The organism is Seonamhaeicola marinus, assembly GCF_008085455.1.
Genome location: NZ_VSDQ01000718.1, coordinates 511,765 through 527,963, shown reverse-complemented (window position 1 = coordinate 527,963; position 16,199 = coordinate 511,765). Strand labels below are relative to the sequence as shown.

Genomic DNA, 16,199 nt, shown 5'->3' with positions numbered 1-16,199 from the left:
AAGCATAAAAAAAGCTCACTGAAAAGTGAGCTTTTTTATTTTATCGTACTAGTTTTTTGTACTTAATTCGTTTTGGCATTAGGTCTCCTCCAAGACGTTTCTTTTTGTTTTCTTCATAATCCGAAAAGCTTCCTTCAAAGAAATATACTTGAGAATCTCCTTCAAAAGCTAAAATATGAGTACATATTCTATCTAAGAACCATCTATCGTGACTAATAACTACGGCACAACCCGCAAAATTTTCTAAACCTTCCTCCAGAGCACGAAGTGTATTTACATCTAAATCATTAGTTGGCTCATCTAAAAGCAAAACGTTACCTTCTTCTTTTAAGGTCATTGCCAAATGCAAACGGTTTCTTTCTCCTCCAGAAAGTAAACTAACTTTCTTATTTTGTTCACTCCCCGAGAAATTAAATCTGCTTAAATACGCTCTAGAATTTACTTGACGTCCTCCCATCATAACTAACTCTTGCTCATCACTAAAGTTTTGCCAAATCGTCTTTTCTGGATCTATGTTAGCGTGACTTTGGTCTACATAGGCGATTTTAGCGGTATCTCCAACAACAAACTCTCCTTTATCTGGAGTCTCCTCACCCATTATCATTCTAAAAATTGTTGTTTTACCAGCACCATTTGGACCTATTATTCCAACAATACCTGCTTGCGGTAAGTTAAAATTTAAATCTTCGTATAATAATTTGTCGTCATAACCTTTACTAACGCCTTTGGCCTCAATAACATTAGTTCCTAAACGTGGGCCGTTTGGTATGTAGATTTCGAGCTTTTCATCTAATTGTTTTTGATCTTGACTCATTAATCTGTCATAATTCTTTAAACGCGCTTTTTGTTTAGTTTGACGTCCTTTCGCGCCTTGGCGTACCCACTCTAGCTCTCTTTCTAATGTTTTTTGACGCTTAGAAGCCGCTTTACCTTCTTGTGCCATACGTTTAGACTTTTGGTCTAACCATGACGAATAATTTCCTTTCCACGGAATACCTTCTCCTCTATCTAATTCTAAAATCCAACCTGCAATATTATCTAAGAAATAACGGTCGTGCGTTACAGCAATCACGGTGCCTTTATACTGAGCTAAATGATGTTCTAACCAATGTACAGATTCTGCGTCTAAATGGTTGGTGGGCTCATCTAAAAGTAATACATCTGGTTCTTGAAGTAATAATCTACATAATGCCACTCTACGTCTTTCTCCACCAGATAACACGCCTATTTTCTTATCGCCGTCAGGTGTTCTTAAAGCGTCCATAGCTATTTCTAACTTGGTATCTAATTCCCAAGCATTGGCTGCATCTATTTGATCTTGCAATTCCGCTTGTCTGTTCATTAGTTTTTCCATTTTATCAGGATCACTATAAACTTCCTCTAAACCAAATTGATCATTAATACTGTTGTACTCATCCAATATAGCGACAGTTTCAGCAGCACCTTCTTTTACAACTTCTAAAACTGTCTTTCCTTCATCTAGTTTAGGTTCTTGTTCCAGATAGCCTACACTGTAGTCTGATGAAAATACCACATCGCCCTGATAATTTTTATCTACTCCTGCTATGATTTTTAAAAGGGTGGATTTACCAGAACCGTTTAAACCAAGAATCCCAATCTTAGCCCCATAGAAAAAACTTAGATAAATGTTTTTTAAAACTGGTGTATTAGCGCTTTGAAATGTCTTGGTAACCCCAGACATTGAAAAGATTATCTTTTTATCGTCACTCACTTTTTAGACTTTTTTAGATTATTAGAAAATTAGACGGTGAGACTAAACTCTCCCCTTTAATGCATTAAACACCCAAGCTACCGCAAAAAAACCAATACCAACAGCAGCAAATCCCCATCCAGCTACATCATCATATCTAAACGCTCCTAATGCAATTAATCCTACACCTACAAAAATCATTATCCAAGTTGCCCATGCCAAAACCGCATTTTTATTCATCGCCATAATTTGAGTTATTTAAGTTAGTTAGAATCGCAAATATCGGATTTTTGAATAAAAAAAGCATCCAAAATTTGAATGCTTTACTGTTTTATTGGTTTAAATTGCTTATAATGAAACCATTGGAACCTCTATAATTATAATATCTGAGTTGCTTTTGGCTCTTATTTTAAAATCATCGGCTTCATAAATCCCCATTGCATCTCTTTTTAGTAAATTCGTTTCTGCTACATCTATATCTCCTTCTACAACAAACACATAGGCTCCATTATTTTTGTCTTTTAAATTAAATTCAATTGTATTCCACGCTTCTAAAAAAGACTTATAGATATACGCTTGTTGACTAATTGGTAAAGCGTCTCCTTCTATTTTATTTTTTGGAGCTACTACTGTTTGGAGCTGATTTAATTTTAATTCAACTGGAAATTTTCTTTGATCATAATGTGGTTCTACATTCATTTCTTCTGGAATAATCCAAAGTTGAAGAAAATTAGTTTCATCTGTTTTGCTATCATTAAATTCTGAGTGAGTTAAACCGGTACCAGCACTCATAACTTGCACTTCATTTTCTTCTATTGCCCTCTTATTTCCCATACTATCCTTATGTGATAATGCACCTTTTAGTGGTATAGAAATAATTTCCATATTTTGATGCGGATGCGTACCAAACCCCATTTTTGGTTGTACAACATCATCATTTAAAACTCTTAAAGCTCCAAAATTTACGCGCTCTGGATCTTGATAACTTGCAAAGCTAAATGTATGATGAGATTTTAACCATCCGTGATTTGCAAAACCTCTTGTATCTCCTCTGTGAAGTATTGTTTTCATAGTATATTCTTTTTTAATCTTAATTTTTAATATATCACACTACTGCGCGATCCTCTTTTTGTTTTTATTCAACTACTAGTTTGGAGGTAGAAATCCCATTTTACCCATTTGGTAATCCCTCATAGCTTCTAATAATTCAGTTTGATTATTCATAACATAAGGCCCATAAGTTGCCACGGTTTCATTTAGTGGTTCTCCAGATAGGAATAATAATTTAGAATCGGCTTCGGCTTTAATCTTTATACCATCGCCATCTTGCATGAACTCCATCAACTGGTTTTTATCAAATTCTAAAGCTTCAACAGCATTTACAATTACTTTTCCATTAAGCAGGTATAACATACTTTGGTGAGAGCTGTTATATGGTATTGTAACTTCTCCCCCAACTTTGGCATCAATCATAAAAGCGTTTACCGCGGTTTGGGTTAAAATCTTACCATATGAATTTCCCAATGTTCCCGCAATGATTCGTGTTTCTACCTTATTATCTTCAGAAGTTACCACATTAAAATCATCATGTTTAGCATGTTGATAATTAGGCTGCATCATTTTCTTTTCTGCTGGTAAATTAAGCCATAGTTGAATGCCCTCTATATTGCCTCCTCTTTCTACAAAGGATTTTGAAGGCCCCTCAGAATGAATTATTCCCCTACCTGCCGTTGTCCATTGCACATCGCCTGCTTTTACTATACTTTCATTACCCAAAGAATCTCTATGCAACTGTTCTCCCTGCACCAAAAAGGTAATAGGTTCGAAACCACGATGTGGATGTGGCCCCAAATCAAAAGGGTTACTTTCTGGACTAATGTGATATGGCCCGTAATGGTGTAACAAAATGAAAGGATCTATCATTTCGATAGCTTGCGTTGGAAACGGTTGACGCAAACGAATTGGTCCCATATTTACAAAATGGCTCTTTCCTGCTCTTTTTATTGTATTTAGTTTCATTTTATTGTTTTATTTACAATAGTTTCCATGGAAACTATTTGATTAAAAAAATAGCTTGCATTGGCTATCTTATTTTATCTAATAATGTACTTAGCTGGTCGGCCTCCTCATTCGTTAGGTTCTCCAAAAGGTCGTCTCTGTAATCTTTATCAATATCTTTTAATAGACCAAGTCCTTTATTAGTAATTTCAATATGAACAACACGTCTATCATCTGGACAAGGTAACCTCCTAATTAATTCTTTATCACATAACTTATCCATTAAACGTGTGGCATTGGGAGCGCGTTCAATCATTCTTTCTTTTATGGTTTGAACTTTTATAGGCTCACCAGCTCCTCTTAAAATGCGTAATATATTGAATTGTTGAGGAGAAATTCCAAAAGCTTTAAAATACTCATTTTGGTGACTACTTATCCAATTAGCCGTGTAAATAATATTAATTAACGCTTTAACCTTATTATTTAAAAATTTAGATTTTATGTCCTTTGAAATATCTCCCATTGCTAAAGTTTTAAAATAGACTTTTATAGCGCTTCCTCTAATTTCTTGGCTTTTGACACTAGTTCAGCGTTTAGCTCCACATTACTAATTTTTCCTTCTGAAAAGTTATCACCAAAAGATGGTAAACTAAAATCTGTAACAATATTTCCGCCCATATATGGAAAACGACCTTTTGCAATTTCAAGAACAGTTGCTCCTCCTCTACCTCCGGGAGACGTTGCCATTAATAACATTGGTTTTTCTCCCCACAACTTTCCATCTATTCTAGACATCCAATCAAAAATATTTTTGAAAACCGTAGCATAAGCCCCATTATGTTCTGCCAAAGATAATACAATACCATCTGCGTCTTTAATTTGATTTAAAAAGCTATGAGCATTATCTGGAATACCATGTTCTACTTCATAATCTATACCATATAATGGTAGTTCATAATCGTTTAAATCTAAAACGGAAACTTCGGCATTTTCAATTAAACTTGCAGCATAAACTGCTAATTGTTTATTTATAGATGTTTTACTATTAGTTCCTGCAAAGGCAATTACTTTTTTCATGATTTTATTTGTATAATCGTTTGTTAAATATATAAGATATTACTAGAGCTGCAAAAGCTACTATTACTGTACCTTGTTGTCCATCGCCAATCATAACATGTGCAAAGAAAGCTAAGGTAAAAGCATATAAGTATCCAGCATAAGCCCACTCTTTTAGTATTTTAAATTTGGCTCCCCAGATAGGTATTAAACCTACTAACTTCACTATTGCATAAGGATAAATGATGTATGTTGGATAACCAAAACTTTTAAAAGCGCCCTCTATCATGTCATGCTTAAAAAAATACATGCCAGATGAGAATAACATAATCGCCGTAAGAACGCCAGTTGAAACGTAAAAAATAATTTTATCTAATTTCATTTTCTTTTTATTTATGGTACAAATATATATCAAAATAATTTATATTCCAAGGAATATATTTCCATATAATATATTTTATGAATTTATTAACATCCTTTTACAAGAAATGCAACTTTTGTAATTTAGCAACAAAGAAAACTTCATGGATATAAACTTCAACAAAAACGAAGATCACAATAAACTATTAGTATCAGAACTTAAGAGACGCCTAACAAAAGTAAAGCTTGGTGGCGGTAAAAAACGTATAGAGAAACTCCATTCTAAAGGTAAACTAACCGCTAGAGAACGTATTGAGTATCTATTAGATGATGATTCTAAAAGTATTGAGATTGGAGCTTTTGCTGGTGAAGATATGTATCCAGAACATGGTGGCTGTCCATCTGGAGGTGTCGTAGTTAAAATTGGACATATTAAGGGTAAACAATGCATTGTAGTGGCCAATGATGCTACCGTTAAAGCTGGAGCTTGGTTTCCTATTACTGGTAAAAAGAACTTAAGAGCTCAAGAAATAGCCATAGAAAATAGATTACCAATAATTTACTTAGTGGATTCTGCAGGGGTGTATTTACCTATGCAAGATGAGATTTTCCCCGATAAAGAACATTTTGGTCGTATTTTTAGAAACAATGCCATTATGAGTAGTATGGGTATTACTCAAATTGCTGCCGTTATGGGTAGTTGTGTTGCGGGTGGTGCTTATTTACCGATAATGAGTGATGAAGCCCTAATTGTAGATAAAACGGGGAGTATCTTTTTAGCAGGAAGTTATTTGGTAAAAGCAGCTATTGGAGAGAGTATTGACAACGAAACTTTAGGAGGCGCAACAACCCATTGTGAAATATCTGGAGTTACGGATTACAAAGCTAAAGATGATAAAGATGCCCTCAATACTATAAAAAATATTGTAGCTAAAATTGGTGATTTTGATAAAGCGGGATACAACCGAATTGAACCTAAAAAACCTGTAGAAAACCAAGAAGAGATTTATGGTATTTTACCTAAGTCGAGAGCAGATCAATATGATATGTTTGACATTATAAAGCGCTTGGTAGACAATTCGGAATTTGACGAATATAAAGCGGGTTATGGTCAATCTATAATTACCGCTTATGCCAGAATTAATGGATGGGCGGTTGGTATCGTTGCCAACCAACGCAAATTAGTAAAAACCAAAAAAGGCGAAATGCAATTTGGAGGTGTTATTTATAATGATAGTGCCGATAAGGCTACCCGATTTATTGCCAATTGCAACCAAAAGAAAATCCCATTGGTGTTTTTGCAAGATGTTACAGGCTTTATGGTAGGTAGTAAAAGTGAACATAGTGGTATCATTAAAGATGGTGCCAAAATGGTAAATGCCGTAAGTAATTCTGTTGTACCAAAATTTACTATAGTTATTGGCAATAGCTATGGGGCTGGAAACTATGCCATGTGTGGCAAAGCTTATGACCCAAGATTAATTGTAGCATGGCCTAGTGCGGAACTCGCAGTTATGAGCGGTAATAGTGCTGCTAAGGTTTTATTGCAAATAGAAAAAGCGTCTTTAGAAAAACAAGGTGAAACATTTACTAAAGAAAAAGAAGAGGCTTTATACAATAAAATAAAGGCTAGATACGATAACCAAGTGTCTCCTTACTATGCCGCAGCAAGAATTTGGACGGATGCCATTATCGATCCGTTGGATACTAGAAAGTGGATTAGTATGGGGATAGAAGCTGCAAACCATGCGCCTATTGAAAAACCATTTAATTTAGGCGTATTACAAGTATAGCATATGAAAAAAAAGCCCCTTCTCCTACTTCTTACAGCACTCTTAATATTCATTTGTTATCAAGTTTATAACTTTTATTTAGATAACAATGACAATATTCAATCCATATATTTAGTACCAAAAGATGCTGTTTACGTTATTGAAACCCAGGAACCAATTGATAATTGGGAGTCTATTACCAAAAGTAAAATTTGGAAACACCTTCAAAAAAACACCTATTTTAGAAATTTAACCGAACACCTAAGTGCTGTAGATACCATTTTTAATAATCAGAAAGGATTATTAGAAAGAATTGGTAATAGAGAGTTACTCATCTCTGCGCACGTGTTTTCACCTAAAAAATACGATTTCTTTTATGTTGTAGACTTACAAAAATTATCCAAGCTCAATATAATTAAGAACCACCTAAACACCTTTGTTAGCAGTAATTACAAGGTTAATAAACGAAAATATCATAACCATGAAATTATAGAAGTTTATGATTTCACGGAAAGAGAAACACTCTATATAAGTTTTATTAAAAACCAATTAATTGCTTCATATACGCATATATTGGTTGAAGCATCTATAGACCAATATTTAGAGCCCGAAATTGGCAGAAATCTAAATTATATTGAAGTAAAAAAGGAAATTGGGTATAGTGATATGTTCCGTTTATATTTTCAATATGATTACTTGGAAGACTATCTTAAGGTTTTTTCTAGCAAACCTAATGATATAGTGTCAGCGTTAAATACAAGCTTAAACTGGTCTGGGTTTCATTTTGATTTAGATGAAAATCGCATAGTTGCTAATGGCGTAACAAATACTAATGAGCAAGCTTCTGCCTACTTAAAAGCACTTCAAAATTCTGGTGAAGGGAAACGGGATATTCCCGAAATAGCACCAAATGAAACCGCTTTTTACTTAAGTTTTTCTTTTGATAGCTTTTCAAAGTTTTATGAGAATTTTGAAACTATTCTAAAAGAAGACCCAGAACAATTTAAAAGTTATTTAGACGGTACCGAAAAAGTTGAAAACCTTTTAGATATTGATTTAAAAGAACATTTTATGAGTTGGATAGATGACGAAATCGCATTATTACAACTTCCCTCTTCTGTTTCTAACTCAAAAAAGAACATTGCACTTGTTCTAAAGACTAATGATGTTGAAGATGCCAAAGACAACTTAAGTTTCATTTTAAAGCAGATAAAGAAAAAAAGCCCCGTAAAATTTAAGGAGGTAAACTATAAGGGCTATGAAATTAATTTCATGTCTATAAAAGGTTTTTTCAAAATTCTTCTAGGTAAATTATTTAACGATATTGAGAAGCCTTATTTTTCAATAATCGAAGATTATGTGGTCTTTAGTAACGATCCCAATACTATAAAAACAATTATAGATAAATACAAAGCCGAAGAGACCTTAGAAAAGTTTAAACCGTATACTGATTTTAATTCTCAATTTGATAAGCGCTCAAGCATTTTTGCTTTTGTAAATACCCCTACCCTCTACAATGCTATTTATGATTATGTGGATTATAAAAAGAAGTTGGATTTAAAAGCGAACAAAGACTATTTCATTTGTTTTCCTCAAATAGGGTTTCAGTTTAGTCCAGATGGTGAGTTTTTTGACAGTAAACTGATTATGAATTTTGAAGATCCAGAAGCTGTAAAAGAGGTGTATACCTTTAAAAACCTTGAACAAAGTCTGAAGGAGAACATAAGTGCCCATGCGCCTGTTCAACCTATAATATCGAAAACAGATATTGTAAACGAGGATACTATATTTAATGTTTCTGAAATTTACCCAAGTGACCTATCGGCTAAAGAATACATTAAAACCTATAAAAACGGTACCACTAAGGTTAGTGTTCAGCTAAAAGATGGCGTAAAGCACGGCAGATATAAAGAATATCATGAAAATGGAGCTTTGAAAATCTCTGGTAAATACAAAGACAATAAGCAAAAGGGTACTTGGAGAGCATATGATAAAGACGAAAAGCTCATTTTTAAGAAGAGCTTTTAAAAAGTTGGATTTCCGTTTCTTTTCATTTTTTCGTAACTTATAACTATAAATCAACAACTTATAAGTCATGGAAACCATTAAAGTATTAAACAAATGGGCAAATAGACATACTTATTTGCCCATTGATATTTTACGTATTGTACTTGGAGTTTTCCTTTTTTTAAAAGGAATTGACTTTATGGCGCATAGCGAGATGTTAGCACAACTTTTTAGTCCTTTTCAAAATATGGCAGGTGGAATGATAGTTATTCATTACGTAGCCCCAGCGCATTTTATTGGAGGAATATTAATTGCCTTTGGACTTTTAACACGCTGGGCGGTTATAGCTCAATTACCAATTCTAATTGGTGCGGTTGCAATTAATTTTGTTGGAGAAATGAATTCACCAAATCTTTTTCTTGCTATTGCAACACTATTAATATGTGCATTTTTCTTGATATACGGATCTGGAAAAAACTCTTTGGATTACTACTTTAAAATGCAGAAATAATTAGTACAAATTAACGTTTTTAGCTGGTTAATTTAGCGGTTTAGAAGTATCTTTGTAGTACTTCAAAAACCATGTTATTTATGGATAATTTAGATGCAGCAAGACTGCAAATGGCATTTACCCTCATTTTCCACATTGTATTTGCCTGTATTGGTATGGTCATGCCTTTTTTTATGGTCGTAGCACACAAAAAATGGCTTAATACTAAAAACCCAATTTATTTAACGCTTACTAAATCCTGGCAAAAAGGTGTTGCCATATTTTTTGTTACTGGAGCAGTGTCCGGAACTGCCTTGTCTTTTGAATTAGGCTTACTCTGGCCAGAATTTATGAAGCATGCTGGTCCTATAATTGGTATGCCATTTTCTTTAGAAGGTGCTGCTTTTTTCGTTGAAGCTATTGCTTTAGGATTTTATCTTTATGGATGGAAAAAACTACCGGAAAAATTCCATTGGTTTACAGGTGTTATTGTGGGTATTGCCGGTGTGGCCTCAGGTATCTTAGTTGTTTCTGCTAATGGCTGGATGAACGCCCCATCTGGTTTTGATTTCATTAATGGCGAATTCTCTAATATAGATCCTATCAAAGCTTTATTAAACCCTGCATGGTTTACACAGGCCTTACATATGACTCTTGCAGCTTTTACAGCAACGGGATTTGCCGTAGCTGGTATTCATGCCTATCAGATATATAAGAAACGACATGTAGAATTGCATACTAAGGCTTTTAAAATAGCCATAACATTTGGAGCTATTGCTGCCATTTTACAACCCTTAAGTGGCGATTTATCTGCTAAGGATATAGCAAAGCGTCAACCAGTAAAACTAGCAGCTATGGAAGCGCATTACCACACTACTAAGGGTGCTCCTTTATATATTGGAGGTATTGTTGACAATGAAAAGAAAGAGGTAACTCATAAAATTGAAATCCCTAAAGCGCTATCCTTTTTAGCTTTTGGCGATTTTGATGCTGAAGTAAAAGGGTTAAATGATTTTCCCGATGATGTAAAACCTAAAAACATTGCTTTAGTGCATTATGCTTTCCAAACTATGGTAGGTCTCGGAACGTTGTTAATGTTAGCGGGCTTTATATTTTTTATAAGTAAGAGAAAGACATCTTGGTTTCAAAAAAAATGGTACTGGCTATTTTTCTTTTTACTGGCTCCCTTAGGTTTTATTGCTCTTGAAGCTGGTTGGATTGTTACTGAGGTTGGTAGACAACCGTGGATTATTCACAACGTCATGAAAACTAAAGATGCCGTTACGCCCATGCCTGGTATTGTTTACAGTTTTTACATGTATGTTGTTCTATATAGCATTTTAACAGTTGCAGTAACTTGGCTTATGTTTAGACAGATTAAATTTTTAAATAACTCCAATATCAACTAATATGCTTTATGTTGTTTTATTTTTTCTAGCTGTTTCCTTATTACTATATGTACTACTAGCGGGAGCTGATTTTGGTGCGGGTATAGTTGAGTTGTTTTCTTCTAAAACCAGTAGAGACCTAACTAAAAAGACCGTTTATAGAGTTATTGGACCTGTTTGGGAAGCTAACCATATTTGGATAATTATTGTCGTAGTGGTGCTTTGGGTAGGATTTCCGGGATTTTATAATATTTTAATGGTGTATCTCCATATTCCCCTTACGCTTATTTTGCTAGGAATTACGTTAAGAGGTGTTGCGTTTGTTTTTAGGCATTACGATGCTTACAAAGACAAAACACAGCTGCTCTATGACTGGATGTTTAGGATTTCTAGCTTACTAACGCCAATATTCCTTGGGGTTACTTTTAGTGGATTAATATCAGGAAATTTAGTTCTTACAGAAGATTTAGCTACAACAACCTTTTATACAGCCTATATAAGCTCTTGGTTTAATTTGTTTTCCTTTTTTGTTGGCTTGTTTTTTGCAGGTATTTGTGCCTTTCTTGCTAGTATTTTGTTAATAGGTGAAACTGATACAACCGAAAGGCCATTATATGTTGCTAAAGCTAGAATAAGTACAATTTCTGTGATTGTTCTTGGTTTTATTGTTTTATGCATTGGATATTTCCAAAACAAAGTATTTGTAATGAACTTTGTTGAGAGCCCTTATAGTATTTTCTTAATAGCACTATCTGCAGTAATCATACTACCTCTTTTAAAAAGTATTAAAAACCAAAGTAGGATAAAAACAAGAGCTTTAGCGGGTATTCAAGTACTTCTAATTTTATCAGCAGCCTTTAGTTCCTTGTTCCCTGAATTGGTAATTACAAAAGACGGCAGTGTAAATATTATGAATACCGTAGCAACAAATGAAGTCATTAAAGTACTGGGAATTGCCCTTATTATTGGAGGGGCAATTATTCTACCCGGCGTATTTCACTTAATGAAATCTTTTAAAATGATAAAACTTCTTGAACGTTAAAAAACTAAAAGAGCAACTCATACTAGAGTTGCTCTTTTTATTTTAAAAATAAAGTTTCTTGTTTTAATCTGTTACTCTTTCTAAAGTAACGATGGCATCAATATTAGAAATAATTCTAAAACCAGCTTGCGATAGGTCTTCCTCCTGACTCACAGATAACACTAAAATACTTTCAGTTAACTTATCAATATTCATTACTCCTTCTCCCATATCAGTAAATGTAAATAATTCATCACCATCTCTCTCCCAATTACCATCATTAATAGCCTCTAAGCCTGTAATTGTTTGAGTTGAAGTTTGCCCTAATGTATTTGATGTTAACCTAAGACTGAAAGATCCTTCAGAAGTGATAACATTGGGATCTTCAGAAAAGGTAATCGTATTGGTCATATCAAAAGCTTCACCAACAAAACTGGTACTAAGTTCTTGCCCTTGCGCAGATGTAATTGTCTCTCCGGTATATGTGTAATCGATCATTCTCCATTTTCCAACAATACTATTAGATGAAGAACCAATATCATCATCTAGACTTTCAATATTACAAGATGTAAATACAAGCATAAAAACACCAAGTAAAATGCTAATTTTTTTCATAAATTATGTTTAGGTTAAGTGCGAAAATTAGTAAGAAATAGGCAATAAAAAAACGCAACTCGATGAGTTGCGTTTTTAATCTATAATAAGTATAATACTACTTTTATTTCACTTCTTCGAAGTCTATACTTCGACTCCGCTCAGCACAGGCTACTTGACTTCTTCGAAGTCTACGTCTTCAACGTCGTTTCCTTCGTTAGCATCACCTGCAGCCGCATCTGGTCCTGGTTGAGCACCACCTGCTTGTTGAGCTTCAGCTTGCGCTTTGTACATTTCTTCACTAGCAACTTTCCAAGCTTCATTTATTTTTTCTAAAGCTGGTTCAATAGTAGCTAAATCTTTAGTCTCATAAGCTTTCTTTAACTCTTCTAAAGCTTCTTGAATTGGTTGTTTTTTATCATCAGATAATTTATCACCAAATTCTTCTAACTGCTTTTCGGTTTGGAAAATCATAGAATCCGCTTCGTTTAATTTTGTAGCAGTTTCAGCAGCTTTAGCATCAGCTTCGGCATTTGCCTCAGCATCAGCTTTCATTTTTTGGATTTCTTCTTCAGTTAATCCAGAAGATGCTTCAATTCTAATATCTTGTTTCTTACCAGTAGCTTTATCTTCAGCAGATACTTTAATAATACCGTTGGCATCAATATCAAATGTTACTTCAATTTGAGGAGTACCTCTTCTTGCTGGTGGAATACCATCTAAGTGGAAACGTCCAATAGTTTTATTATCGGCCGCCATTGGTCTTTCTCCTTGTAACACATGAATTTCAACAGATGGCTGATTATCTGCAGCTGTAGAGAATACTTGCGATTTCTTTGTTGGGATCGTTGTATTTGCTTCAATTAATTTAGTAAATACATTACCCATAGTTTCAATACCTAAAGATAATGGTGTAACATCTAAAAGTAATACATCTTTAACATCTCCAGTTAATACACCTCCTTGAATACCAGCTCCTAATGATACAACTTCATCTGGATTTACACCTTTACTTGGTGCTTTTCCGAAGAATTTCTCAACAGCTTCTTGTACAGCAGGAATACGTGTAGAACCACCTACTAAAATGACTTCATCAATATCGCTTTTACTTAAACCAGCAGCTTTTAAAGCAGACTCACATGGCTCAATAGTACGTTTTACTAAATCGTCAATTAATTGTTCAAATTTAGAACGTGTTAATGTACGTACTAAGTGCTTTGGTCCACTAGCTGTAGCAGTAATATAAGGTAAGTTAATTTCTGTTTGCGCAGAAGAAGATAACTCAATCTTAGCTTTTTCAGCAGCTTCTTTTAAACGTTGTAAAGACATTGGATCTTGTCTTAAATCCATGTTCTCATCAGCTTTAAACTCTTCTGCTAACCAGTTAATGATTTTTTCATCTACATCATCACCTCCTAAGTGTGTATCACCATCTGTAGATAGTACTTCAAATACACCGTCTCCTAATTCTAAGATAGAAACATCATGTGTACCACCACCAAAATCAAAAACAACTATTTTTTGGTCTTGTCCTTTTTTATCTAAACCATAAGCCAAAGCTGCAGCTGTTGGCTCATTAATAATACGTCTTACTTTTAAACCAGCAATTTCTCCAGCTTCCTTAGTAGCCTGACGTTGAGAATCGTTAAAGTAAGCAGGTACTGTAATTACAGCTTCACTTACATCTTGCCCTAAGTAATCTTCTGCAGTTTTCTTCATTTTTTGAAGAATCATTGCACTTAGTTCTTGAGGCGTATATAATCTACCATCAATATCTACTCTTGGTGTATCATTATCACCTTTTACTACTTTATATGGTACACGTTCTGCTTCGTTTTTAGACTCAGAATATTTATTACCCATAAAACGTTTAATAGAATAAACTGTTTTGGTAGGGTTAGTTACAGCTTGTCTTTTTGCTGGATCACCAACTTTAATTTCTCCTCCTTCAACAAATGCAATTACAGATGGCGTAGTACGCTTACCTTCTGCATTTGGGATAACAACAGGATCATTACCCTCCATTACCGAAACACAAGAGTTGGTTGTTCCTAAATCTATTCCAATAATTTTACTCATAATATGTTTTTACTATTTATTGTGTTGAATGTTCTTTTTTTAACTCGTTTTGTTTTAGTCAATCTTTATGCCAACACAAAAAGTATGACACTGTGTCATATTTTAGATCTGTTCACATTCTTATAACTAGATAATTTGACATTTTTAGGAATTAGCAAATTTGAAATGTCACTTTATATGGCTTCATAGTCAATCACTTCTAACAAATTCTTATAAAATATCAATTTATGATAATAATTCATTAACACAAACAGATTATATTTGCTAAAACTATAACGTTGTAGTAAATGGAATGTATCTCTGTTTTTGATATGCTTAAAATAGGTGTAGGACCATCTAGTTCTCACACTTTAGGACCATGGCGAGCGGCTGAACAATGGATTAATAAACTTAAAAAGACTAATAAATTCTATGGTGTTGAAAAAGTAACTGTTAACCTTTATGGGTCCCTGTCGTTAACAGGAAAAGGACATGCCACGGATTATGCAGTTATGCTAGGATTATGTGGTAAAGATCCGGAACGCGTTCCTACAGCAGACATTCAAAATATTATAGATCATATTAATGCCTCAAAAACAATACAATTTGGAGGAGAAAGAGACATTTCTTTTAATCCTGAAGTAGATATCATCTTCAATCGCGAATTTTTACCTTTTCACGCCAATGGTATGAGTTTTACTGCTCATATTAATGGTGAAACATTTACAAAAAAGTACTATTCCATTGGAGGCGGTTTTGTTGTAAAAAAGAAACTAAAGAGTTCCAAAAAGAAGTTCGAAATTAAATGTTCTTTTCCCTACCCAATTGAAAAAGGCACTGAACTCCTAGAATTTTGCAAAGTTTTAAACAAATCGATTTCTGAAGTGGTATTAGAAAATGAAACATCTATTAACACAGAAGAAAAGATAAACTATGAACTAAAGCGTATTTGGGATACCATGTTAGAATGCATGTATATTGGGTGTCATACCGAAGGCATTTTACCTGGTGGATTAAATGTAAGACGTCGCGCCTTTGACATGCATCAAAAACTCATACTAGATAAGTCTTATTCAAATCCAGTAGAATGGGTATATGCCATTAGAGATACTGAAGTTAAGTTTAGACAAATTATTAAATGGGTTAGCTGTTTTGCATTGGCAGTTAATGAAGTCAATGCTTCTCTTGGGCGTGTAGTTACGGCACCTACCAATGGAAGCGCTGGGGTAATTCCTGCTGTTTTAATGTATTATTTAGTTATTGAAAATCACGATGGTAATTTTGAGGATATTAAAAAGTTCTTACTTGTAGCAGGTGAAATAGGTAGCATCTTTAAAAAAGGGGCAACCATTAGCGCTGCAATGGGTGGTTGTCAAGCCGAAATTGGCGTGTCCTCTGCTATGGCAGCTGGTGCACTTTGTGAATTATTGGGAGGCACTCCTGAACAAGTATTAATAGCAGCTGAAATTGCTATGGAACATCATTTAGGTTTAACCTGCGATCCAATTGGTGGCTTGGTTCAAATACCATGTATAGAACGGAATGCCATGGGAGCAATTAAAGCTATTAATGCGGCCGAATTAGCTTTAGATACAAATCCTGAAAACACTATTGTTCCTTTAGATAAAGTGGTTTCTACCATGTGGGAAACCGCAAAAGACATGAATACCAAATACAAAGAAACTAGCGAAGGTGGTTTAGCCGTTGGGGTACATTTAAGTGATTGTTAACTATTTCTACTATA

At 34.2% G+C, this 16,199-nt stretch carries 15 protein-coding genes; 6 read left to right on the top strand and 9 right to left on the bottom strand.

Going from position 1 to position 16,199, the window contains the following annotated elements; translation table 11 throughout:
• Positions 1–40: 40 nt before the first annotated feature.
• The 7 genes from ettA to FUA24_RS19795 form a co-directional block, all read right to left on the bottom strand.
• Positions 41–1,732, bottom strand: coding sequence for an energy-dependent translational throttle protein EttA (gene ettA / locus FUA24_RS19825; RefSeq protein ID WP_148544788.1), 1,692 nt, complete (start codon positions 1,730–1,732; stop codon positions 41–43).
• A 42-nt stretch (positions 1,733–1,774) separates the two neighbouring features.
• Complete coding sequence (locus tag FUA24_RS19820; protein ID WP_148544787.1) at positions 1,775–1,957, bottom strand: CAL67264 family membrane protein; 183 nt, start codon at positions 1,955–1,957, stop codon at positions 1,775–1,777.
• A 102-nt stretch (positions 1,958–2,059) separates the two neighbouring features.
• Complete coding sequence (locus tag FUA24_RS19815; protein ID WP_148544786.1) at positions 2,060–2,782, bottom strand: pirin family protein; 723 nt, start codon at positions 2,780–2,782, stop codon at positions 2,060–2,062.
• 75 nt (positions 2,783–2,857) lie between these two features.
• Positions 2,858–3,730 carry a pirin family protein gene (locus FUA24_RS19810; protein ID WP_148544785.1) on the bottom strand — a complete coding sequence of 291 codons (873 nt, stop codon included), beginning with the start codon at positions 3,728–3,730 and terminating at the stop codon, positions 2,858–2,860.
• Positions 3,731–3,794: 64 nt separating this feature from the next.
• Positions 3,795–4,232: a MarR family winged helix-turn-helix transcriptional regulator gene (locus FUA24_RS19805; RefSeq protein WP_148544784.1), complete on the bottom strand. Its 438-nt coding sequence runs from the start codon at positions 4,230–4,232 to the stop codon at positions 3,795–3,797.
• Positions 4,233–4,255: 23 nt separating this feature from the next.
• Entirely contained in the window at positions 4,256–4,786 is a 531-nt protein-coding gene (locus FUA24_RS19800; RefSeq protein ID WP_148544783.1) for an NADPH-dependent FMN reductase, read from the bottom strand.
• A gap of 4 nt (positions 4,787–4,790) precedes the next feature.
• Positions 4,791–5,147 carry a DoxX family protein gene (locus FUA24_RS19795; RefSeq protein ID WP_148544782.1) on the bottom strand — a complete coding sequence of 119 codons (357 nt, stop codon included), beginning with the start codon at positions 5,145–5,147 and terminating at the stop codon, positions 4,791–4,793.
• Between the two features lie 142 nt (positions 5,148–5,289).
• Here FUA24_RS19795 and FUA24_RS19790 point away from each other — a divergent pair, with 142 nt between their 5' ends.
• The 5 genes from FUA24_RS19790 (at position 5,290) to FUA24_RS19770 (ending at position 11,824) form a co-directional block, all read left to right on the top strand.
• Entirely contained in the window at positions 5,290–6,918 is a 1,629-nt protein-coding gene (locus FUA24_RS19790) for an acyl-CoA carboxylase subunit beta (protein ID WP_148544781.1), read from the top strand.
• 3 nt (positions 6,919–6,921) lie between these two features.
• A complete protein-coding gene (locus FUA24_RS19785; RefSeq protein WP_148544780.1) occupies positions 6,922–8,925 on the top strand; it encodes a DUF3352 domain-containing protein in 2,004 nt (667 codons plus the stop codon).
• 67 nt (positions 8,926–8,992) lie between these two features.
• Entirely contained in the window at positions 8,993–9,415 is a 423-nt protein-coding gene (locus tag FUA24_RS19780) for a DoxX family protein (protein ID WP_148544779.1), read from the top strand.
• A gap of 80 nt (positions 9,416–9,495) precedes the next feature.
• Positions 9,496–10,803: a cytochrome ubiquinol oxidase subunit I gene (locus tag FUA24_RS19775; protein ID WP_148544778.1), complete on the top strand. Its 1,308-nt coding sequence runs from the start codon at positions 9,496–9,498 to the stop codon at positions 10,801–10,803.
• Between the two features lies 1 nt (position 10,804).
• Positions 10,805–11,824: a cytochrome d ubiquinol oxidase subunit II gene (locus FUA24_RS19770; RefSeq protein ID WP_148544777.1), complete on the top strand. Its 1,020-nt coding sequence runs from the start codon at positions 10,805–10,807 to the stop codon at positions 11,822–11,824.
• Between the two features lie 63 nt (positions 11,825–11,887).
• On the opposite strand, the gene FUA24_RS19765 is transcribed toward FUA24_RS19770, so the two are convergent.
• Positions 11,888–12,418 carry a hypothetical protein gene (locus FUA24_RS19765; protein ID WP_148544776.1) on the bottom strand — a complete coding sequence of 177 codons (531 nt, stop codon included), beginning with the start codon at positions 12,416–12,418 and terminating at the stop codon, positions 11,888–11,890.
• 150 nt (positions 12,419–12,568) lie between these two features.
• Positions 12,569–14,476, bottom strand: coding sequence for a molecular chaperone DnaK (dnaK, locus tag FUA24_RS19760; RefSeq protein ID WP_148544775.1), 1,908 nt, complete (start codon positions 14,474–14,476; stop codon positions 12,569–12,571).
• A 287-nt stretch (positions 14,477–14,763) separates the two neighbouring features.
• Between dnaK and FUA24_RS19755 the strand changes: the two genes are divergently transcribed.
• On the top strand, positions 14,764–16,185 hold the full coding sequence (locus tag FUA24_RS19755) for an L-serine ammonia-lyase (RefSeq protein ID WP_148544774.1): 1,422 nt from the start codon (positions 14,764–14,766) through the stop codon (positions 16,183–16,185).
• Positions 16,186–16,199 lie beyond the last annotated feature (14 nt).